Raw genomic sequence first — 22763 nt, 5'->3', positions numbered from 1 at the left:
TGTGAAGTTTCTAGTATCAGAAATCTTAACAATTAATTGTATTAGCCCTCTGTTGGTATGCTCCTAATAATTCAACGTAGGAATCCTCCCTGCTTCAGCAATCGGTCTTCAAACTTTTTAGCGAATTAATATTGTACGTGACTGGAATTCCTGCTAATCTGCGAAGCAGCATTAGTTGGCCGATATGGCTGGCCGCATCCGTTAAAGGTCCCTGAGCAAAGGTTTCGACAACGCTTTGATCTGGTATGAATTCCAAAATTGCTTCATCCAATTGTTCGACTTTTTCAAAAAATCGCGCCGCTTCTTCATACCAGCCTTTAGATTCAAGTCGTACGTGCGGCGAACCCGTAATTAATGAATAGCAGCTTTTAACAATTGAGATAGGTGATATACAATTTCGATCGGAAATTGACGCCGTGAATCGGAACTTTATAACACTTAGCCAATGACGAATGATTAAAAAGTCAGCGCATATTTTTCTGCGTCCGATTTACCCTTTCGAATAATCTCTTCTGCACGTGCTCGGTCAAAATCATGTCCCTCCACATATAATACTTGTACATCATGTATACCTATGATATTAAGAACTTGTTTTAAATAGGGATGACTATGATCCATTTTAGTCAAAGGCCCATACGAATAAATGCCGCCGCTCACTTGTATATGAATAGCTTTTTTCCCTTTTAAATGCCCAACGGGTCCATCCTCGGTATAATGAAATGTTTTTCCCGAGACTACAATGGAATCGATAAAAGCTTTTAATCGTGGCGGAACACCCCAATTCCACATAGGAGATACAAATATATATTTATCAGCGCTCGCCACCCGATCGATAAATTGATTTAAAGCATTGATTTTTTGTTGTTCGAGTTGACTTAACTCCGAAAATGGTATCCCCTCTCGACGCATTTTCTCCCAGCCGTTGAGGATATCGAGATCCACGATTGGGAATTCCTCTTGATATAAATTTATTTCCTGGATCTCATCATTTGCATGAGTTTCACGGTAAGCTTTAAGAAAAGCTTGTCCTATTCGATGACCAATTGAGTTTTCAATCGATTTCGGATTAGCAGTAATGTATAGAACTTGTGCCATATTAAATCAAACACTCCCTTTTCTTAAATTGATTAAATACCAAATAAATGACATTTCATTCTTCTAGGGTTGTTAATATAATTACCGTCACCGACAACGATGCAAGCAATTCTTGTAAGCGACTGTGTTCACGGAGTCCCCTAAAGAATCCTACTCGTTAGTACCATAAAAAAGGAGTTGCCACACTCGTAGCCCCCCCCTTCTTAACCTCAAAGCACCTGTCAGCGAAACATGTCCCCTGATGCTTGGTAATTCCTTCTTAAGTTTATCGCCACTCCACAATCTCATCGAGCTGTTGTCTTGTTTGTGGACGTTTGGGATGCTTTTGACGATATCCGAAAGCAACCATACAGGCTACACCGAAATCGTCGCCATTAATGATACCCTCATTTTGTAAAATAGCGGTAACCTGTTTTTTATCAAAACCTTCGATCGGACAGGAATCAATACCGATAAGAGCCGCAGCTGTCATCATATTTCCCATTGCTATATAGTTTTGTCTGATTGACCATTCAAAAATGAGACGGTCATTATCTTCGATTTCTCTTTCAATGAAGGATTTGTAAAAATCACGCCAATCTAGCACCACTTCTTCTGGCATATGATGAATATCTTTCCACATTTTATTTACGTAAACCGAGTCAGGCCGTAAGCTATTTTCTCTTCTGGCCAATATAATTACAAAATGGCTGGCAGTTGGCAGTTGTCCTGTGGCTCCGCCGGAAACAGGTTCTAATTTTTCGCGAAGAGCTGCATTCTGAATCACGACAAACTTCCATGGTTCGAAACCAAATGAACTTGGAGACAGTCTTCCGGTCTCTAATATAAAGTGAAAATCCTCGTCAGGAATTTTTTTGTTGGTATCAAAAGCTTTGCAAGCATGTCTAAACTTGTAAGCATTTAAAATTTCTTGTTTTTTTACTCTCAATCATGTAGAATCAACCTTCTTCTTTATTTTATTGTAGTTAACTGATGTACCGCCACTTCCAGCTGTTCGGGTTGCTCATTGTTTCAGAACTTCGATTATATCAACTGATATTTTGATTGTAAGTCTAATTAAAACGGAGTTCTGTTAAGTAGATTACAGTTCTCCATCTATTTTTTAATCATTTTCATTAAGTTGAACGTTAGCATAAACCTTCGGTAGAATTTCTCCTAAAGAAGTTCATTTCATAATAACTTTTGTACTTATGTTAAAACCTCACTCGAATTTATAAAAAAAGCGATGCCCTATTTAGGACACCGCTCTATATATGATTTTCGCTTGCCTTAATATTAGTCTACGACCACAAATATACAAATTAAAAATTGCGGTTAAAGCACTTAATTTATCCCTTTTGTTCAATATGATTTAGGTGTGCTCTGATTTTTTGTGAATGAACCGAGATCTGCATTCTACCGGTTTGAAGAATGCCTTTTTGGGATAAGTCTTTCAAAACCGTCGTCACTGATTCGCGCGTTACGCCGATCATATTAGCAATTTCTTGGTGAGTCAATGAAAAATCTATTTTGACGAAATCTTCATTTTTCGTTCCGAACTGCTCAGATAATTTAAGCAGCAGATGCAACACGCGATCTTCGATATTGCCGATGGCCAGTTTTTCAAGCAGCTCCACTTTCTCTTTTAATTGATTGCTTAAAACCTTTAGAAATCGCATGGCCAATTCCGGTCTTTTTAGGAGGAATTTTTGGAAATGCTCGCGTAGAACAGAACAGATCAAGGTCTCTTCAATCGTTTCGATGTACATGTCATGCGTTCCGAATGATAAAGAGTCGATTTCGCCGAACATATTACCGACCCCCAAAATGGCAGTCGTAAACTGCTTGCCTTCAGCGTTTATTTTGTACATCCGGAGCTTACCTGTTTTTACGAAAAATAAGCCTTCACGATGTTGTTCGGGAGTTTGGATAAGCGTGCCTTTCGGAACTGCATTAAAATGGGTTAGTGGGGCCATCAAATCGATTTCCTTAAAATCCTCAGGGGAGAGAGATTCAAAAATGCTAATTCGCGATAGATACCAAAGCTTATCCATGAAGTTTCAGTGACTCCTTCAATTTTTGTTGGTCAAATGAATGAAGTACGTGTGTACCGGCAACTATGAAAGGTGTTGCGATACCTCCTAGACGAAGTACTTCGGCAAAAGCCTCTTTGTCGGTTCCTACGTTCTTATATTGGAAAGGAATCCCTTGCTGTTGAAAAAACTTTATAGCTTCTGTGCATGCGGCGCAATGATCGGCTCCATACAATACAACATTCTTCACTTCCATCTCCTCCTTTCCCGCTGAATGATAAAGAACCGACCATTCAACATCTAGGCTTGAATAAGACGATTGATTTGTTGAAACTTTAAGGTGTTATTTCCTTTTATATCGATTACTCGCTGATATTACAAACTCCCTGTAGCGCCTGTCAATATCATGATCGCAGGCGTTAATAAAACGATAAACAAGCAACAGTTGTTTAAACAACTCCTGCCGGATGAATGTCCGAGACGAGTAAAAGTAAAGTGAAAGTAAAAACGGGATGAATCAAGGCTCCTTGACCAGCCCGCCTTCCTATTATCAAGCGGTGTAAACGGCGCTTCAAAATTAAAGAGTGATGATTTGGTAATCGTCCGCAATTAATTTCGAAATGCTGAGGTGTCCTTCAACTTCAGCAAAAGTTGGGAGGCCGGCGGATTTAGCATCCTCGGTTACGCCGAATACGTTCGCACAGAAATTGCATACCCCGGCGATGAGGCCCATCCCTTTAACGGCTTTATATAAAGGATTGAACATATGGGATGGATCCTCCAGCGTTTTTATCCAGGTCGTACCTTGGCCATCAAAATAAATTTTGACATCAAAGTTAGCCTCGTGTAGTTCTTGGCCATATAGCAGGGCATGAGACAGTCTACCCCCTTCATTCTCCGTGGCATGTACGATAATAGCTACTTTTTTCATGATTAACACTCCTTGTTTTTATTATTTGTGTTCATGTGCTTATCATAACCGGAATGAGACAAAACCTTCTGCGAAATATCTCACATTACAGATGTGATTTTTCGGGCTGTGCATGATGTATAAATATGGGTTTCATATTTAAGAATAGGTCAAATTCTACTCTGGAATAGGTATACGAAAGCTGAATAATCTCTTTAATCCAAACTGTTGTAATGGAGTTATGGTCGTATCATGAAGCTGGCGATTATACAGGTCGATGGAAGCAGGCGAACATCGACTCAAGCAATCCCAAAGTAAATGTAATTACTCTACGGCGAAAAGTGGTTATGATTGCAGGTGAAAGCAGCGGAATAGGAAAAGCAGTGGCACTTGAACTGGTGAAACGAGGAGCCGTCTCCAGTTTAGAGACTTCTATACGATATGCGTAATTCGTGTCAATCCGGCTAAGCAGCAACTCGAAGAAGATGTTTTTGACCCCAACAGTAAACTAGTTCTTATAAAAATCCTCGCCAACGTCACCGATCCTTTGACCTTTCATTATACTTCAACAAAATTGGAGTTCAGTAATGTAGATTACAGAATCCGATTCAACCAGCATGTTACTCTTCAAAGATAACAGGCGTCATTGACAATGGGACAGGCAGGAGAATAAAAAATAAAAATACAAACATGAAAGGCGGTATAGATGCAGATACTTTGAAGAACACACTCTATGGTCTACGTGCAGCAAGAGGTTAGACACCATAAAAATGTTTGAAACGCTGTTAACCGTAAAAAAAGTGAACCGGTCAAATCAGGATCCATAGATAATAAGTCATTTATAAAGGAGATTATCGGGTTTGAAAAATAATTTAATTGAATATTGTCTAAACAAAAAAGGAGCGATTAAGGATTATCCTTCGGGACCCGATCCAATTGCAATAAAAATTGCAGGTAAAATATTCGCTCTATTTTTTGAGAAAAAAGGATACCTGGTTCTAAAGTGCGATCCAGTGATTGCAGAAAACTTGAGAGAGCAGTATGAAGATATTCGACCAGGGTATCATATGAACAAAAAGCATTGGAATACGATTATTCTTGGAGGTTCTTTACAAGAGTCATTTATCTTTGAAATGATTGACCACTCTTATAATTCCATTGTTAAAGCTCTTCCTAAGAACATACGAGAGTAGTTTCTGGACATTCATTCTAGATATCTAAAACATTGAAACACGAAGGTTATGGAATGCAATCACAAATTGATTCTGAACAAATAAGGGAGCAATACAATTTTGAAGACAACATTAAAATCTATATTGGAAGCTCAAGCAAAAATTAGCTCAAACAATCCAGATGCAACTGCTGCATTTGAAAGATATTTAGAAGATCTTCGAAGTAAAGGAGCCGGAAAGGGATTAAGTATCGGTGACTTGGCTCCTGATTTTGCACTGAAAGACGCAACTGGGAATATGATCACATTAGCAGAGGAATTGAAGAAAGGTCCTATCATTCTTATTTTTTACAGAGGAGAATGGTGTCCATTCTGTAATTTGCAATTAAAAGCCTACGAACGTATCATGAAAGACATTAAGTTAGCGGGTGCTCAACTTATAGCCATAAGTCCTCAGACACCAGATCATTCTTTATCTCAAAAAGAAAAGCAGGGGTTGAGCTATATTGTTTTAAGCGACCTTCAAAATAAAGTAGCTGAAATGTATAACTTGAAATACACGCTTCCCCAATTCATGCACGACAAATTAAACACGCTGTCGAAAATAAATGGTGACGATTCGTTTGAATTGCCCGTTCCTGCGACTTATGTCATCAATCAGAACCGCATAATCGTCGCTGGCATATCGAATATTAATCATAGAACAAGAATGGAACCATCAGAAGCATTGGATATCATCAAGTCTTTATAATCGGAGCCAGGATGCATTAGACACCCACGAGTATTATAATATACACTGTCCCGCGGTCCATAAGTGCAGGATATGATATTTGATCGCCGAGAAGTAATAAGGCTGATATCCATTATTGCATGGTTTGCATCTAGTACGTTACTCTGTTGCAAGCTTACCTGCAACGGAGTAACGTAAGGTTAAACCATCGGGATTTTGAGCATTAACAATTTGCTTAATTTATTGAGTTAAGCACGTAATAACATTTTTGACTTCCCTCATTGAGATGGTTTTTCCCTCTACTTCTGTTCGACGACAACCTCTATTCAAAAACGACAAGAACTTCTATACTACATGAATGTTCTTCTGGTTACTTTCAGCTGTGATGACTCCCCATCATCCCCATAGTAGGTACGTTTGGTATATTGGATGCTTAAAACAACGGATACAACAACAATATCAATAACAGCCACACAAAGCTTATTGGGATGAGTTCATTCATCTTCGGTGGCTAGTGTTTGCAAATTAGACGAGGCAGATTCACTAGCCTAGCGTAAGCCTGCCGATTTACCTATATTCCAAGCCGCATACCACCCACTAGACTGAGTGTAATTATTGTTAAAATTTTCCTTAATGTTAAATCAGCCTTAGTAAGCTGTATATATCGTTGCCTAACCCGTGCGATATCCCTGTCCTGCTTTATCTGCTTGAATGCACCAAAGTCCCTTTCAATGGCAATATGAGAGCTATAGCGAGGTTTAAGAGCCTTAGCAGTAATATAATTAAGAAAATAGCTGCGAAATTCTTTGTTTTTACGTATGGTAATGGGATGACGTATCTAGACCTTGCGCGTTTTTTGCAGTACGTTGCCCCCACAAAATCCGGACAAGGTACCCAGTTGCTCTCTGATCTGGTAAGTCAGGACGCGGCAAATGTACTGCTTAGTCAACAGTAAAAACAACAGGTTTGAGTCACGCATACCGCGGGTATAATGGTTGAGGAGCTCACAAAAGCTCTATGTTTATTGAAAAACATTACCTTTTCAATGCGGATATGGGACATCCTAGATATGGAGCTCCGAGTGATCACCGATATGCAGCTAGGGTCTAGCCCTCCTTTGGGTGGCCAAGTTTCACAACCCGATCTTTCCGCAAACATCAACGAGTTGCGGGACACCTCCCATGGGACGGTAAGGACCGAGGTTAGATCCACTCACGGCGACAGCCATATCGGTCACGTCTTCCCGGATGGCCCGGCTAATCGCGGTGGCCTACGCTCCTGCATCAACTCGCGTTGCTCGGATTCATCCAGGCGCGACGACATGGAGAGCGATGGCTACGGCAAATATTTAGATCAGATTGAGGAGGTTTAACATGCATCAACGCGCAGTACTCGCTGGGGGATGCTTCTGGGGAATGCAGGACTTGATCCGCAAGCTTCCCGGCGTCGTCTCGACTCGCGTCGGCTATACTGGCGGTGACACTCCGAACGCAACCTATCGCAACCATGGCACTCATGCGGAGGGGATCGAAATCGTCTTCGATACAGCGGAGACGAGCTACCGTCGCATCCTGGAGTATTTCTTTCAAATCCACGATCCTACGACGCGGAACCGTCAGGGCAACGATATCGGCACAAGCTACCGTTCGGCGATCTACTATGAGAACGACGAGCAGAGAAAGGTGGCGGAGGAGACTATCGCCGACGTGAACGCGTCGGATCTGTGGCCGGGCAAGGTCGTCACCGAAGTGACGCCTGTCGGCGACTTCTGGGAAGCAGAGCCGGAGCACCAGGACTATCTGGAGCGCTATCCGAGCGGCTACACCTGCCACTTCCCGCGCCCCAACTGGGTCCTTCCCAGGCGGCAGGCCGGTGATGACCCGTCAAGTAGACAACAATGAATAAGAGCAATAAACAGCCTTAGTTCGGTACTCCACCGGACTAAGGCTGTTTATTTTCTTCTGAAACCGCTTGACGTTGTAAAAGTGAATGTACAGATGGACCTCATCGATGAGGTGCTTTTGTCCCTTCTTCATTCTGACTACAGGGTGAAATCCTACGAACTTATGAGTCTGAGTGAGGAAAAAGGAATCATTTCGAGGGAGCTTAAGACAACGGAATGCGCTTAACTCTTCTTCATTCCGTTGGTGCTTTTTTCAATACAAGAACTTCTTTAGCGGTAAAATTTCTGTGTTTCTTAAGTTTAATTGGCTTTAGAGGTATGACTCTGACTTCATCTCCATTTGAGATATCATTTAATTGAAAAGTGTTCCCTTTTTCATTTTTAAAAAAAACTCATCCGTCAAGGTCTCAAAACCTGTGAACTAACCTTTGCTGGAAAGCCTTCTACCTGAGCTTGTTTTTCGTTTCGCTCTGCATAATACCGTGCAAACTTAACAGAATAGCCCAACATGTAGAGAACTATCAGAGTGGCGAGAACATTCAGGACGATTAGAGACATGTACAAATTAAATAAAAAGCTTAGGAGACCAACCCCCACGATTGGAACAATAAATCCGATGTAGCCAGAAAAGTAGTAAGTAGTTATTACCCTTGACCGCTCCGATACATGAGGAAGCTCGCCTGCCAATCGTAGGCTGATCTGGAATGTCCAACCGCTGCCCAACGCTTGAACGAGAACCCCGGCCCACATCAAACTTATGCTTTCTAATGTTCCAGAGAGTACAACAAGCCAGGCTCCGAAAGCCAATAAAGTGATACCTATTCGAAGGCGTACTACCGGATGTTTGAACCAAGGCAGCATTTGCATCATAGTGCCGCCCCCCATAAGCAGTAGAATCAAGAGACCAGAAACGGCAAGATTGGAAGTGTGAATCACATTTTTCACGAATGAAGGTATCAAAGAGAGAACGATTCCGTTCAAGGTAAACAATGTAAAAACGGGCAGCGCACTGAAGGATAAGAAATGAGGCTTAATGTCAGCAGACACCCTAAGCGAGATCGGTACCGATGCTGCTTGCTGACGCTCCTTGTGAGCTTGATAATCCTCGTCACGCAGCGTTTCCAGTCCAGCCCAAGCGCTCAACAACAAAACGGTTAAAACCCAAAAAGGTGCGCGCAGTGGCATAAAATGTAAATACTCAATGATTAAACCGGCCAAGGCAGGTCCTAGACCGAAACCTACAGAAACAGCCATACCTGATAATAAAATGGCTTTTCCGGATTTCTCTTTGGGGGTTTGCTTCAGCAAGAACGCGACAGCAGTACCAGTAAAGCTTCCATAAGCAATTCCTACAAGCATTCTCGCAGCATAAACGAGCCAAGCCTGATGGCTTGCCATAAAGAGAATGCTGGCCAAGATTGATAATAGGATGCTGATACGAAGAACCCGCTTCAGCCCCCAACTGCTTCCTCTGGAACCGACAATAAACAATGTTGGGAGAAGGGCGACCGCATATACCGCAAATAAAACAGTGATTTGTAGGCTGCTTAATCGGTAATGCTCCTGATACAGGGGAAATAAGGGTGACGTAAATGAAGTTCCGGTGGACATCATGAGGATGACCCATAACATTTTTTTCATTAGTAACAACCTCTTTTTTATTGAATGATAATTTTTTTTATTGCTCTCTTTTTGCTCAGGATGGGATAACATTGCTTTAGAATAATTGATGTACGTTACCGGACATCCGCATCCAGCTACTCAGTTAGAGCTTGGTTGTTGAACGTATTAAAACCTCCAATTTAGAATTTGTAACATTAAAATATTGTAACTCTGTAATGCACTTCACATTTCTCTTTATTATTTGAAAATGCAGGAATGAGGGAAATATTACTCTAACCAATCCAGCTACCACAAACAAAGACCACAGGATTTCCGGTGGTCTTTGTTTGTGGTAGCTGGATTGTATTATTTTGTTTATCTTTTAACGTTGCGCGAACATGAATAACGAAATCGTCACCGCTTACGAGCTTATTATCACCGCCAAACCAAGATGGTTTGCCACGAATGATAATATGATCTCAATACTTGTTATTCGGTGATCGAGATCCGGGCGACGCCACTTCACACCATTATTAAGTAGCCGATGTTGGTCTTGTCGGATTTATTGCGAATTATACATATGGCGCCATAATGTATTTTATTCATTTAACCCATTTTACAACATCCTCAAACGGAAGGCGTATTCTCGGTCCCGGATCTTTTTTGCGATAACCAAAGGCAATCATGACCGAAATTGTAAAATGTCCGTCTTCCAGCAGCCCTTCCTCGTTCAACAGCGTATTCATTTTCTCAATGTCAAAGCCTTCGATCGGACATGAATCAATGCCGATTTGCGCTGCAGCCGTCATCATGTTCGCAAGCGGAATATAAGTCTGCTTGATACCCCAATCGATAAGAAAACGCTCATGATCAAGGAGCTTGAAATCATTTCTCTGAAACTCTTCATAGATTTCAAGATGCCTTGTAAGGCGTTCCTTCGGAACAGCTTTGGACTGCTGCTCTTTCTGGTAGGCGGAGTCATATCGCATATCCATTGCAGTCCGGGACAGAATAATGACGAAATGACTGGCCTCCGGCAATTTGCTAGCCGCTCCATACGAAATATTTTTTATTTTATTCCGAAGCTCTTCGTTTTGAACAACAACAAATCTCCAAGGTTCAGAGCTAAATGAGCTGGGCGAGAGTCGGCCCGTTTCTAAAATAAATTCGAAGTCGTCGTCAGAAATGGTTTTACTTGGATCGAATTCTTTGGTTGCATGCCGAAAATGATGAGCTTTCAAAATTTCTTCCTTGGTCATTGTCATAATATATTCTCCTTTTTAAATAACATTTGAAATTTGTAATTCACCAATCGTTTACTCTTTTTCAAGGCAGCCATCTATGAAAATAACGTTATAGTTTTTTTAATTCTCTCAAAATTTCCTCCGGACTTTGACGTTGCATGAAATTCGGATTAACATAAGCAGAGCGAATTATGGCACTCTCATCAATCATGAAAGTAGCCGGAACCGGCAAGATCCATTTCGAGGTATTGTTGTACTCCGTAAGATCAACTCCGATACCTTCCATGAGCTCCCTTACGCCCTGTGGAACATCGAAAAGCAAATTATACTTAGCCGTTACCAATCCGCTCGGGTCGCTAAGAACTTGAAATTCCAATCCTTCTTTTTCCTGGAGGGATAAAGAATGATCCGGTTTTTGAGGACTGATCGCTATTAGCTGTGCTCCTACCGCATGGATTTCAGGCAGTAGCCGCTGATAAGCTCTTAATTGCATATTGCAAAATGGACACCATCCGCCGCGATAAAAGACCAACACAACCGGTCCCTTAGCAAGCTCATCAAATAAAATTACATCTTGGCCAAGTGCGTTTGTTAATTTAAAGTCCACTGCCTTTTCGCCTTGTTGCTTCCCGGAAGCGATCCCCGATTTCTGAAGTTCCTCAATCATCTGACCGATCTTGATTTGCGCTTCAATCGGAGAATTGGCTTTAAACTGCTTTGTCGCCGCTTCCAGTTGTTCAGTTAAAGTCTGGTTGCTCATCGTTTTGAAACCTCCAAATCTTAATTTATAGCCTAATTATAAATTTAAAACAGTCAGAGTTCTGTAATGTAGTTTACAGTTCTTGTGTAAAAGAGATACGATAATGGTTGACTTCTTAGGCATTCAATCCAAGCGTAAGATGAGAATATCGAGTTGTAGAATAGCGTTCAACGCCTATTTGGCCGATAACACTTTTTTCACAAATATGTATCCTTATTTTTACATGAGAAAAAGGGCACAGCGTAAACCGCAGATTTCTTAATGTGCATTACAAAAATTGTTAATCATTTTTTGTAATAGCATCTGCTGTGCTACTACTACCCTTATTCCAATTTTTCCTTACCTGTGTGAGTACGAACATAATCGGGATATATCCGTAAATAAAATAAAGTCCAACGTCTGCATAAAACTCGGAAGTCCATCGAAATATGCTACGGTCCTTCAGTAAATAATCTAATATCAGAAATCCGACCAGAAAAGTAAGCAAGCTCGCACGCGGTTTGATCTGAAAAACGTTTTTCATTCCACGGCATGCACTCCATAAGCTTAAAGATATACCTGCTAAATTTTTAACCAACCACAATGAAATCGCTAGATATTCTATTCTCTGAAACACAGGTCCTTCAACAATTTTAAGCATATTAAGCGTAGGCCAAGAGATTTCGCGTAGCTGCCCTTCACTGAAATACATAAATGTTATGATTAATACCATCAAATATATTAATGTAACAAAGAAAACCATAAAGTGAGCCCATTTTTGAGACTTTTCCGGTGTTTTAATAAATGGGTAAAAGAATAGTAAAGCTTCAAATCCCAAGAATTGATATACCATGCTTTTAGAAGAGAGTAATATGTCCGTTATTGAATGGTTAAAAAGAGGCATCAAGTTTCGCGGATGTGTATACGGCAAAACTGACAAATTTTCTGGAATAATAAAAATGAGCGTCAGCAGAAATCCCAAAAAACTTAGTCCGGTAACGGTTCGAAACCCACCTGATAAGGTATAGTAAATAAACAATACCAAAATGGTGCTTATTGGTAAAATTTTCATTGATGGAAACACCCAGACTTGAATTACTTCAATATAGGATTTGAATTCAATATAAGCTCCGAAAAAAAAATAAAGAACAATTGCGATATTGATTGTATTCCCTACAATTTTCCCGAAACATGTATGGTTGATTGCAGTTACATCTAGAACTTGATTAGAATATAAAATTTTATATATCATCCATAAGATTAAATGTATACTAATCCCTACTAAAATAACAGAAATATAAGCATTATATCCGGCATGTTCGGCCACTTCACGTTGGAAATTCAGAACTCCGCTCCCGACCATACTGACATACATCAGAGGAACAATTAAGAAGGGAGATATTAAGTATTTTTCGTCAACAGCTTTTTTCATAAACTAAACACCTCGCTAAATTATATTTCCAGATTTAAGCACTACCAGTATTGGCGATTTTAACCTGAACGCTTACTGTTGTTTTTATTTCTTGATAAATCTTTTCAAAATCTTGGGCACTCCATTCCTTAGATTGACTTCTTACTAAGTCCCCCAGGCCGATTGGATCAACCTTATTTTCCTTCAATAGCGACAGAAATTTTTCAATTTCTTCTTTAAGATAAGAACTCATCGTCTTTTCAAGCTGTGTAAGCTGCTCTTCTGATCTCAAATCCATCCAATCCGGGACATCCTGAAGTTTTGTCACCAATTTCAACCGAATTGAAATAGAAGGGACTGGATTAACTTTATTCACAATATAGTTTGCTTTTGAATGCATGCTTCTAAATGAAATAAAATCTTTACTCTGTTTGTTTGATGTCTTTCCTGTAACTGGAACCTTGTAAGTCCCATTCTTTGAGTTCTGAATAAGCATTTTTAATAAGAAAGCGTCCTTCATGCTGATTTCGGTTATCTTTTGATCCCTTCTAAATAAAGCCAGTCCATTGATTTTTGCTTCACCGTGATTTATTTTAAAATACGGTAAAAACATGTCTCGTCCATCACCATAATAATTAAACAAGGATACCTGAAGGTTCGTCATCGGTAAATTTCCGTTAATTATGTTTTGCTCGATCATATCCGATAAATAAAACGGCTCTTGGGTTTTTTTGATGACTTCCAACAGTTCCAAAGCGTCCTGATCCACGACTCCAAGCTGAAGCCGCGATGAAATTTTAGAATCGCGGAGTAAATTATGGATTTCAGTCCTGATCCCTTTTTCTGCACGCGTTTTTCCGAATAACACTATCCTTAGCTGTCCCAGTTCAATGGGATCATTTGTCTGCGTATTTAGTTGAGGCAGAATGCCATTATTAGCGTTGGATTCTGTATGTAAAACTTGTAATTCTGTTTTCCCCTGTTCTTTAAAGTGAGAAATTATTGCAGCGCTTTTTATGCCATTCGCAACGTTATCAAAGCTAATGGCATGGACAAGACAAACCTCATTCACAACTTTTTGATCGGTACAAGCCGATAAAACTGCACACAAAATGATCAACAGATAAATTTTCCTCCTATTCATAATGGACCTCTTTCATGATTTATTCTTCATCAAAGACATTTTTCTGTTTTACAGTTTTTTTAGGCACATACTTAACTGAAGATTTTGGTCTTAAACGTTGAGGTCTTTTATTCAAAAATTGAAAGGATGAACGTATAAAACTGTCTCTAAGTTCCATAATCCTTAAGGGGAAAATCGGAACAATGTAAGGAGAGCCTAATGATTTTAAACGAATAACATGGACAAACAGAAAAGCCACCCCGATAAATATCCCAATCCCCCCCCATATCGCTGACAGAAGGATGATAGGAAATCGTAAAAATCGTATCGCATTTGACATTTTATATATCGGTGTGGTAAATGAAGCTAAAGCCGAGAGCGCGACAAGAATGAGTAAAACATTACTTGTTAAAGCTGCTTCGACCGCAGCTTGACCGATAACAATTCCTCCGACAATGCCTAAGGTCTGACCAATTTTTGTTGGTAATCTAGCCCCTGCTTCCCGAAGAAATTCAATGGTTATTTCTAAAAAAAGCACTTCAAAGAAGGGCGGAAAAGGAACATTCATTCTGGAAACAATAAGGGGGCTAAGCAAATCTTTTGGAATGACTTCATAATGGTATGTGGTTATCGCAACATACATTGACGTGGCAAACATCGAAAAAACGACACCAAAAATACGAATCATTCGAAAAAAAGAACCTAATATCCATGGCAAATAATAATCTTCCGCCGAAATGAAAAAGTCATACAAGGTAGATGGGCCAGTAATAATATAAGGTGAACCATCGGCAATAACCGCGACTTGCCCACTAGTAAGTGAGTACGCCACTCGGTCCCTGCGTTCCGTGGATACAAACAATGGAAATGGCGTCAAAGAGTTGTCTGATATCATTTGGTCCAGTAGGGACGAATCAAAAACGACATCGTAATCAATATCAGTAAGCCTTTGTTCAACAATTTGAATATTCTGTTCATTTGTCACTCCATCGATATAAATTATTGCGACTTTTGTTTTTGAAGTTGTTCCAATGTGAATTTCTTTTATAATCAAGTTTGGAATATTGAGTAGTGCTCTGAGCAAACCGATGTTTGTATCCAAGTCCTCTACGAATCCGATTTTAGGGCCAACAACACTAAACTCGTTTTCCGTGTCATTGTTTTCTCGCAATCCATGATTGTCGGCTAAATTAACCAATGCACACTTTTGATCGTTTTCACGAAGTTGAATGATCGCATAACCTTTCAGTAGTTTGGATTGAATATTTGTTACCTCATCTGTAATCTCTATATCATTAATGGGAATCCAGGTCTTAATATCCTCGATTTCTTTGATTTCAGAATCCAAAGAACGATTTTGCATTACAAGAATCAAATGTTGCTGCATCCATTTCGCATCGATTAAGGTACTATAATAGAAAATACTCACTTCTTGTTTACCAAGTGAAATCACTGTTTTCTTAAAGTCACTCGATTTTCCGGATAATTTTAATAATTGATCGAGGTTTTTAAATTCAGTATTCATTGTGAATAAATCCTTCCTTGATAAATTCGCTAAATGTTTGTTGTCTTTGGTACCGTGTTATTTTCTGGTAAAAACTCTTTTTTTATACATTGTTCATTGATTTGTACGTCGTTCAGCCTGGTAATTCGATTTGAATGTCAAATCAAGAATAACCTAGCATTCAAGCTTTTTCTGCTTCACGGCATACAGAAAGTAAGTAAGCCTGGGATGCATTGACATCATGATTTTTATAAAGCATTATGAATGGAAACAGACTTCTAGGAGGATTGTTACATGGAGGAATACCAAATAAATAAATTATGGTATTTATCTCAAATCAGCATTTTTGAGGAAATGACCAGTGAAGAAATGAAGGAAATTGATTTACTAAATACCATTCGCCATTTCAATTGGGTACCGAAAGACGCAGTGGTTCAAACTCCTAATGCTATTCTCGAAGGTCTTTCTTTCGTCAAAAAGGGCAAGCTTAAAGTATACAAATTAAACGACAATGGGAAACAGTTCACTCTAAGTATATTGACTCATGGGAATATGTTTGGGGAAATCAATTCCATCTCGTTTGGTACAAAAGATGTTTATATTGAAGCGATGGAACCAACACTAGTTTGTTCCATATCCGAATCAGAATTCGACCGGCTTATGAAAAGCAGACCGAGTCTGGCGTTGAAACTTTTAAAAGTTGTCAGTGAACGGTTGAAAGAAAGAGAAGAACAATTAGAACAAATCGCATTTAATGGTCTGCGCGAACGGGTGATTCATATGTTGACGATGCTTAGTTCAAAATTTGGTATCATCGTAGATGGTTATGCTTTAATTGATCTCCCTCTTACACATCAAGAGATAGCAAACATGCTTGGTGTAACAAGGGAAGCCATCAGTGGAGTTATGAGTGGGCTTCTAAAAGATGGTGTTATCAAAACGTCTCGTAAGTCTGTTCAGGTAGATGCCAGAATGCTAACCCGATCTGAATAATCTCAATACGGAAGGGTGCTGCAAACATTCTTTTAATACAATAATAATGCTCGGAAGCTTCACGCTCATTTTACTCAGCGTTGACATCACGCTTGACTCATTTCTTTTATGGATGTACGTGCGCAATATCGGCATAGAATTGTAATAAATAAAAACCGGAAGCGAGCTTGCCTCCGGTCGTTTTTATATATAAAAGGTTATAGAAACCTGTAAGAGCATTATTATAGACTTGTAATCTTCATACATCAAGCTCTGCACTTAAACATGGGTATGTGGTCTAAGAGGATTCCAACCGTGTACCCTCGATTTTATGATTGTCGTAAGATGGAGAAAACACTATTCGGCGGGAAAACGAAGTTCCAGAATGACATTGCCTCCAAATTTCAGACTGTAGTAATCGAATCTGAATATGGTCACAAAATTTAAATTGTTTCTTTTAGCCCTACCTGTTGAGCGACGGGAGCGCTAATCCGTGATATCTTTTTCCGTTTTATAGCAATTAATAACATACCAGAAATCGTCATGACTCCCCCGAGAAGTTGTGACATCTCCAGTGCATGGCCCAAGATAACCGAAATAATTGCTGTAAAGACAGGGATCAGATTCATCGTTATTCCAGCCCTGCTCGCACCCAGTAATTTAACACCGTGATTCCATAATATAAACGAACCAACTGACGGAAAAATTCCCATGTATATAACCCCTACAACTCCCAAAAAAGTGATTTTGTCATAGTGAATTGGATGTAGAAATAAGAGAGGAATCATCATAATAGCACCGACTAGCGCAATCATCGCAACTAATGTCACAGGCGGAATGCCCTTTGCTTTTTTTAGAAGCAATGAATAAGCAGCCCAACATAAGACTGCGAAAAGCATGATGGCATCGCCCTCGTTATACTTAGTGTGAAACAACTGAAGCAGGTTGCCTTTCGTTAACACAATCATAACACCAACAAACGAGGTGATTAATCCAATGAATTGAAAGGTACTCACCTTTTCTCTCAGGAAAATCAACGAAAAGAGCATAATTAAGCCTGGTGTAAGGGTAGTAAATAATGCGTTGTTTGTCGCAGATGTGAACTGCAACGAAGCATACGAGAGATAGGTGTAGAGCACAATGGATAAAATCGCTAGCAAAATGATCAACACCCAATTATTTCTCCAAATTTGATTCCATGAAGGTTTCTCAATAAATTGGGCAATGGGAATAAGAAGAATCAGTCCGACTACCCACCTTAGAAAAACTGTCCATTCAGCAGGAAATTCAGCTACAATCAATTTCCCAAAAATGATATTACCTGCCCAAAATAAATTAGCCCCGATTAAAAATGTCCACGCCTTGTATTTCACCATAATTTTCACCTTCACTTGTTCTCAGTTAGTTAGTCATCAGACGATTCGGTTTCACTTCGTGAGCTCTGAAGTCCCGAACGAACAATGGCTTCTTATAACTATTTACTTAATTCATCTTTTTGCCTATTTGCCCACCCGGCTCTCCATCAACATTTAATCTCAACAAATCGTCTAACCGAAACATTATTTTTTAAATGATATGCTGATGATACTCTTCATTCTGATACGGACAACAATCAATAATTGTAAAGTGAATGCTGTCCGACCATCCTCATTTCTTAGATAGATTGAAAATTTATGAAGAAAAGGAAAATAAATTTCTTAATTCATTAAGGATAACTTCCTGATATTCGTTGCTAACTTGATATAGATCTCCGATCTCACGATATGTTTGGTTCAATTTCTTCTTATAATCGGCGTCCTGTTTATTTGGATTGTTCTTCTTAAACCGATCCATCACAGCCTGAATATAGGCTGGACGCGCCCCCCATTTACCTAGGACATCTCCGGACGCATTCAAGAAGACCGCGATTGGCTGATTTCGCCCGCCATTTGTGAGAAAGAGATCCATGGTTTCCAGATGCTCTTCCATAAGCAACACTTCAGTCGAAATATTGCTCTGTTCCATTACTCGAAACAATAAGGGAACGTTCCAGATGACGTCCGGGCACCAGTCTGTGCATAAAATTAAACAGTGCAGGTCGGATCGATTACTTAAACCGGTAAAGAAAGCTTTCTGATCTTCTTGTGCCCATTTGAAATTCTCGTAAACAGAGATAAACTTCTCTTTGGTATTCGTGATATTACTGGTTTCCATTGTCCGATTCTGCATACCATCCATGAACTGTTGAGGTGAAATTCCTTGACCGATTTTGTGTATTAAGTTCAAACGTGCTTCCATTTTTTCACGCACCTTCTTCATTATTTGGGGATATCACTTACTATTGTTAACATAAAACCTAGGCCTTTCAAACAAGTGAAGGTATACCCTTTATCCTCCTTCTTAAGATCCCTTTCGGAATAAAACGAAACGCTGCCGAATTAATGTAATAACTCAACCTGATTTTTCCTATTTCATCTGCAAAGTCATAACCCAATTTGATTCATCTTCCTAGCTCCTCACCTCGGCATAAATCATTGCATGAATTTGATCCAGTTTTTCCTGTTACCTTGATTATAATTCTAAAAAAATTGGAGTTCTGTAATATAGATGACAGATGTCGATTCTGTTGGAATGTTAATCTTGAAGCAAACCGCGAATTACCATTGAGTTACCATTCAATTTTAATTTTTCCTAGCTGACAGGGATAAATTCTTTCAATAATAAAAATGGTTGTAAAAGTGAAAGGAGAATATGAATGAAAATACTCGTTATAGGAGGAACAACGGTTCTTCGGTCGCCGGCTAGTCCCTTTATTACTCCGGGGATGGCCATGATGTAACCATTGTCACAAGAGGTCAGACTCCGGATAACTTTGGCGAGCTATGACCCGAATAAAGGTTAGGTTTATCGTACGAATCAGGATGCCATGAGGAAGGCAATGAGGAAGGTAATAAGTTACAGTGTGTTGAATGTGTCTGTATCGCAACTTACAATCGCTGCATACTGATGGGAACATTAAATGTATGGTCAACGAGACTGTTAGATTTTCCGTTTTGTTATAACAAAGAGACTGTCATTAAGACAGCCCCATGGTAAGTTTTATTTAAAAACTTTTATGCGTTCTTGAATCGAATTAAATTTCTTTTCACCTGCTAAGGCAGACGGTTTACCGAACGGCATTTGGGCAGTCAGTTTCCAACTTTCCGGCAAATTCCATTCTGCTTTTACTCGTTCATCAATCAATGGATTATAATGCTGTAGGTTTACTCCTAACCCTTCAGCCTCCAGGGCCATCCAGATAACCAATTGGTGCATTCCATTTGTTTGCTGCGACCAAATCGGGAAGTGTTCTTGGTAAGATGGGAATTGTTCAGAAAAACTTTCAATAACTAACTGGTCTTCAAAGAAAAGCACTGTACCGTATCCGTTTCGAAATCCGTTCAATTTTTCCTGAGTAGAAGAAAACTGTTCGGTAGAAATGAGTGATTTGAGAACCTCGGCAGTAATATCCCATACTTTGTCATGTTGTTCACCTAAGAGTAGAACAACGCGGGTAGTTTGATTATTAAACGCCGATGGTGTATGTTTAACGGTTTCCTCAATTATTTCTTGAATACTTTGATCCGAAATTGGCGATTCTTTGGTAATTCCATAAATTGAGCGCCGTTCGCGCAGTGCAGTGAATAAATCTTTCTCCAAGGTTTTCATGATATCTCTCCTTACCTTATCTTTCAATAATTTTTTTCGACTGAATCCGGTGGTGATTTCAACTAAATTAACTCGAAATCGGGCTTGAGTGACAACTATTTTTCAAACAATTAAGCCCATTTCATTGTCAGTTACGGACGAATACGAATGATCGTCTTACCCTTGATCCGCTCAGTCGGGTTAAAGGCGGCGACAGCTTCATCGAGGGACGCCACTTTACCGATGTTTGTCCGTAATCGTCCATCACGCACTCGCTGGGCGATCTCAATCAGTTGAGCACGATCGGAAACGACAATGAAATCGATCGCTAAACCGTTTACAGGCCGCACCTCGGGCGGGCCGGCGACGGTCACCAACCGTCCTCCCTCTCGCACTAGACCCGTGGACCGACTCCCGATATCGCCACCGAAGACATCAAAAACTAGATCAACGGAACCGATGTCTTCCAGCGAATCGTTTTCAAGGTCTACGAACTCCTGCACGCCGAAGTCGAGTGCCGTCTGACGATGTGCAGCTCGTCCGGTTCCGATAACGTAAGCGCCGGCTTGACGTGCGAGCTGTGCCGCCATCGATCCGACAGCACCGGCCGCTCCGTGCACAAGGACACGCTGACCCGACCGGAGGTGACCGTGCTCGAACAAACCTTGCCAGGCAGTCAGGCCCGACATTGCTACAGCTGCACCAACCGTGAAGTCAACCTCACTCGGTAGCGGAGCGAGGTTGCGTGCTTCGACGACTACATACTCCGCGAGGCTGCCGTCGCGAGTCCAGTCCGTAAGACCGAAAACCCGATCTCCAACCGACAGGCCAGTTGTGCCATATCCGAGGGCGGTGACCACTCCAGCCACCTCGTGGCCGGGGATCGACGGCGTCCGGTCCCGCCCTAAACGATCGATCCAGGTCGAAGGCCACTTCAACTCATCCCCTGTGAATCCTGATGCATGAACCTGAACAATGACATCGCCGTAGTTCGCGCCTGAAAGGCTTGAGAGCATCGCCACGTCCGGCTTCGGCCGTTCCAACAGTTTCATGCCAGCTGTTCCCTCAGCTTCGTCCGTCACCACAATCGCTTTCATTTGCTCCCCATATAGTTTTGCCTGGTTCTCCAAGTTATCCATGAAACCTCTCCTTACATACTTTTGAATTTTCTATCTTTCAAGGTTCCTATGTCCACGGGACATCATCTGCGGCATGGAGGTTACTCATTCCTCCTTTCTGCACATAATTTTATTATAAACATTACAAAAAAAAGTTATGTGAAGTAGATTACAAACTTGAATTTATCTTATAACTTAGAGAAAGGTTAATATAAAAAGAGCTGTTTAGGATAGGGATTGCCCCTTGGAACTGAACTCCTATTGTTAGACACGACTAACAATGGAGGTGCAGTTTTTTTCCTTATTACAGTTTAGAAGTGAAATTAGAAGCTATTCATTGATGTCAAAATGGTGCTGAAGGAGTAAAAAGCATCATTGCAAAATCAATAGGTGTTAATCAGTAAGCTCTACGTATGTCAATGAGACAATGTGAATATCACGGGCACGGCTTAAAAGGTTTTGAAAAAATACACAGCATACTCCATGGCATATAAACTAGACGTACTCAATTACATGAACGACAACGGGGACGTCTCCAAATAAGCAGATCTCATTTTCAATATCTCATCTGCAGGGATAATTAGAAAATGGCATAGCCTATTCAATAAAAATGGGATTGACGCCCTAAAACCAAAGGAAAAGGAGCGTCGCTGTATGACGGAAAAGGATAATAAGGGGCACAAAAATCAAGAAACTGCAGAGGGGTCAATTGATACGCTAAGAGCTGAAGTGGAGCGTCTGCGCAAGGAAGATGCCTATTAAAAAAGTTGAATGCCTTAGTTGAAAGGCTTCAATTCCGGTGTTGCATTACTAATGCTCGCTGAAGTCAACCGTAGTAATACACATTCTCTGGTCAGTTGAAAATTAATTAATAAAACATCTGTAACGAAATCGAGCAAAGCTGCTATGCAGTTCCAATATGCTTACTTTCATTTAAATTCTGATGGTAATAAAAATTCCCTAAAAATACATCAAATAATTTTCCTCCCCAATTACCGAAAAGTTTAGTCGACGAGTACTTTTATCAGTGAATTCAGACGCCGTGCTCCTCCATTAAAAGTATACCTTCGAGGCCTTCTCACTTCATTGCGTCCGCGCGGACGAACCCGAGTTCGCCCCCTTTTGGGCTCCACCATAATAAACAGAAAACCACGTCAAATTTGACGTGGTTTGATTGTTTATTATGGTGGAGCCAAGGGGGATCGAACCCCTGACCTCATCGCTGCCAGCGATGCGCTCTCCCAGCTGAGCTATGGCCCCGGACAAGCAAAATAATAGCACAGACATTTCCACACTGTCAATGATTTTGCTTGTTTATTTTTACAGTCACTTCACATAGCCAAAACCCTAGTATCGAAAATCTCTTCTCTTCGTGTCCGGCTGCCATTCTTATCTCGACGCAACGCTCCCTTGTTTCCTGCTCGTTATACAGAATTACCGCATTGCAATGCGTCCAATTATTCTCATGCAGATCCGCAATCGTCTCCTGCATCATTGACGGCAAACTCGATCACTACGATATCCGGCTGAGCTGCTTAATCAAATGGAAATGGTCAGCGTAGT

Annotated in this window: 21 protein-coding genes and 1 tRNA gene; 5 read left to right on the top strand and 17 right to left on the bottom strand. The window is 40.4% G+C overall.

The genetic code is table 11. The annotated features are described in order from the left end of the window. Nucleotides 1–456: 456 nt before the first annotated feature. The 5 genes from EV294_RS02240 to EV294_RS02220 all read right to left on the bottom strand — a co-directional run bounded on the left by EV294_RS02240 (nucleotide 457) and on the right by EV294_RS02220 (nucleotide 4038). Nucleotides 457–1095: an FMN-dependent NADH-azoreductase gene (locus EV294_RS02240; protein WP_132303394.1), complete on the bottom strand. Its 639-nt coding sequence runs from the start codon at nucleotides 1093–1095 to the stop codon at nucleotides 457–459. Between the two features lie 265 nt (nucleotides 1096–1360). After that, nucleotides 1361–2023 carry an NAD(P)H-dependent oxidoreductase gene (locus EV294_RS02235; RefSeq protein WP_132303393.1) on the bottom strand — a complete coding sequence of 221 codons (663 nt, stop codon included), beginning with the start codon at nucleotides 2021–2023 and terminating at the stop codon, nucleotides 1361–1363. A 400-nt stretch (nucleotides 2024–2423) separates the two neighbouring features. Beyond that, nucleotides 2424–3128 (bottom strand): Crp/Fnr family transcriptional regulator, encoded by a 705-nt coding sequence (locus EV294_RS02230; protein WP_132303392.1) that lies wholly within the window; start codon nucleotides 3126–3128, stop codon nucleotides 2424–2426. Continuing rightward, nucleotides 3121–3357: a glutaredoxin family protein gene (locus tag EV294_RS02225; protein WP_165930557.1), complete on the bottom strand. Its 237-nt coding sequence runs from the start codon at nucleotides 3355–3357 to the stop codon at nucleotides 3121–3123. Before EV294_RS02225 ends, EV294_RS02230 begins: the two co-directional genes overlap by 8 nt. 327 nt (nucleotides 3358–3684) lie before the next feature. Further along, nucleotides 3685–4038: a DsrE family protein gene (locus EV294_RS02220; protein WP_132303390.1), complete on the bottom strand. Its 354-nt coding sequence runs from the start codon at nucleotides 4036–4038 to the stop codon at nucleotides 3685–3687. 839 nt (nucleotides 4039–4877) lie between these two features. Here EV294_RS02220 and EV294_RS02215 point away from each other — a divergent pair. The 4 genes from EV294_RS02215 (at nucleotide 4878) to msrA (ending at nucleotide 7819) form a co-directional block, all read left to right on the top strand. Further along, on the top strand, nucleotides 4878–5210 hold the full coding sequence (locus EV294_RS02215) for an MmcQ/YjbR family DNA-binding protein (RefSeq protein ID WP_132303389.1): 333 nt from the start codon (nucleotides 4878–4880) through the stop codon (nucleotides 5208–5210). A 99-nt stretch (nucleotides 5211–5309) separates the two neighbouring features. Beyond that, nucleotides 5310–5939: a peroxiredoxin-like family protein gene (locus EV294_RS02210; protein ID WP_165930556.1), complete on the top strand. Its 630-nt coding sequence runs from the start codon at nucleotides 5310–5312 to the stop codon at nucleotides 5937–5939. 970 nt (nucleotides 5940–6909) lie between these two features. After that, a complete protein-coding gene (locus EV294_RS02205; RefSeq protein WP_347813045.1) occupies nucleotides 6910–7290 on the top strand; it encodes a peptide-methionine (R)-S-oxide reductase in 381 nt (126 codons plus the stop codon). 1 nt (nucleotide 7291) lies between these two features. Beyond that, nucleotides 7292–7819 carry a peptide-methionine (S)-S-oxide reductase MsrA gene (gene msrA, locus EV294_RS02200; protein ID WP_132303387.1) on the top strand — a complete coding sequence of 176 codons (528 nt, stop codon included), beginning with the start codon at nucleotides 7292–7294 and terminating at the stop codon, nucleotides 7817–7819. Here the strand turns inward: msrA and EV294_RS31035 are convergent. The 7 genes from EV294_RS31035 to EV294_RS02165 form a co-directional block, all read right to left on the bottom strand. After that, nucleotides 7802–7954, bottom strand: a complete 153-nt coding sequence (locus EV294_RS31035) for an IS3 family transposase (protein ID WP_132303386.1) — start codon at nucleotides 7952–7954, stop codon at nucleotides 7802–7804. The two genes, msrA and EV294_RS31035, sit on opposite strands and share 18 nt — an antisense overlap. A 266-nt stretch (nucleotides 7955–8220) precedes the next feature. After that, nucleotides 8221–9534: an MFS transporter gene (locus tag EV294_RS02190; RefSeq protein WP_132303385.1), complete on the bottom strand. Its 1314-nt coding sequence runs from the start codon at nucleotides 9532–9534 to the stop codon at nucleotides 8221–8223. A gap of 491 nt (nucleotides 9535–10025) precedes the next feature. After that, nucleotides 10026–10688: an NAD(P)H-dependent oxidoreductase gene (locus EV294_RS02185; protein ID WP_132303384.1), complete on the bottom strand. Its 663-nt coding sequence runs from the start codon at nucleotides 10686–10688 to the stop codon at nucleotides 10026–10028. 88 nt (nucleotides 10689–10776) lie between these two features. Next, on the bottom strand, nucleotides 10777–11427 hold the full coding sequence (locus tag EV294_RS02180) for a peroxiredoxin-like family protein (protein WP_132303383.1): 651 nt from the start codon (nucleotides 11425–11427) through the stop codon (nucleotides 10777–10779). A 280-nt stretch (nucleotides 11428–11707) separates the two neighbouring features. Beyond that, nucleotides 11708–12838 carry a GerAB/ArcD/ProY family transporter gene (locus EV294_RS02175; RefSeq protein ID WP_132303382.1) on the bottom strand — a complete coding sequence of 377 codons (1131 nt, stop codon included), beginning with the start codon at nucleotides 12836–12838 and terminating at the stop codon, nucleotides 11708–11710. Nucleotides 12839–12872: 34 nt separating this feature from the next. Then, complete coding sequence (locus EV294_RS02170; protein ID WP_132303381.1) at nucleotides 12873–13961, bottom strand: Ger(x)C family spore germination protein; 1089 nt, start codon at nucleotides 13959–13961, stop codon at nucleotides 12873–12875. A 19-nt stretch (nucleotides 13962–13980) separates the two neighbouring features. Next, nucleotides 13981–15465 carry a spore germination protein gene (locus EV294_RS02165; protein WP_132303380.1) on the bottom strand — a complete coding sequence of 495 codons (1485 nt, stop codon included), beginning with the start codon at nucleotides 15463–15465 and terminating at the stop codon, nucleotides 13981–13983. Nucleotides 15466–15738: 273 nt separating this feature from the next. Here EV294_RS02165 and EV294_RS02160 point away from each other — a divergent pair, with 273 nt between their 5' ends. After that, on the top strand, nucleotides 15739–16437 hold the full coding sequence (locus EV294_RS02160) for a Crp/Fnr family transcriptional regulator (RefSeq protein WP_132303379.1): 699 nt from the start codon (nucleotides 15739–15741) through the stop codon (nucleotides 16435–16437). A gap of 422 nt (nucleotides 16438–16859) precedes the next feature. Here EV294_RS02160 and EV294_RS02155 read toward each other — a convergent pair whose 3' ends face one another. From EV294_RS02155 to EV294_RS02135, 5 genes are all read right to left on the bottom strand, one after another. After that, nucleotides 16860–17792: a DMT family transporter gene (locus tag EV294_RS02155; protein ID WP_208403081.1), complete on the bottom strand. Its 933-nt coding sequence runs from the start codon at nucleotides 17790–17792 to the stop codon at nucleotides 16860–16862. Between the two features lie 295 nt (nucleotides 17793–18087). After that, nucleotides 18088–18693, bottom strand: a complete 606-nt coding sequence (locus EV294_RS02150; protein WP_132303378.1) for a thioredoxin family protein — start codon at nucleotides 18691–18693, stop codon at nucleotides 18088–18090. Between the two features lie 801 nt (nucleotides 18694–19494). Then, on the bottom strand, nucleotides 19495–20094 hold the full coding sequence (locus EV294_RS02145) for a nitroreductase family protein (protein ID WP_207918109.1): 600 nt from the start codon (nucleotides 20092–20094) through the stop codon (nucleotides 19495–19497). 140 nt (nucleotides 20095–20234) lie between these two features. Continuing rightward, a complete protein-coding gene (locus tag EV294_RS02140) occupies nucleotides 20235–21221 on the bottom strand; it encodes an NADP-dependent oxidoreductase (protein ID WP_207918084.1) in 987 nt (328 codons plus the stop codon). A gap of 1163 nt (nucleotides 21222–22384) precedes the next feature. Then, nucleotides 22385–22460: transfer RNA gene (locus EV294_RS02135), tRNA-Ala, on the bottom strand. Between the last annotated feature and the right edge of the window lie 303 nt (nucleotides 22461–22763).

Source organism: Paenibacillus sp. BK033 (genome assembly GCF_004345425.1).
In the GTDB taxonomy this organism is placed as follows: Bacteria; Bacillota; Bacilli; order Paenibacillales; family Paenibacillaceae; genus Pristimantibacillus.
Note: the sequence above shows the minus strand (reverse complement) of the source record. Positions and strands in the feature narration are given on the sequence as shown.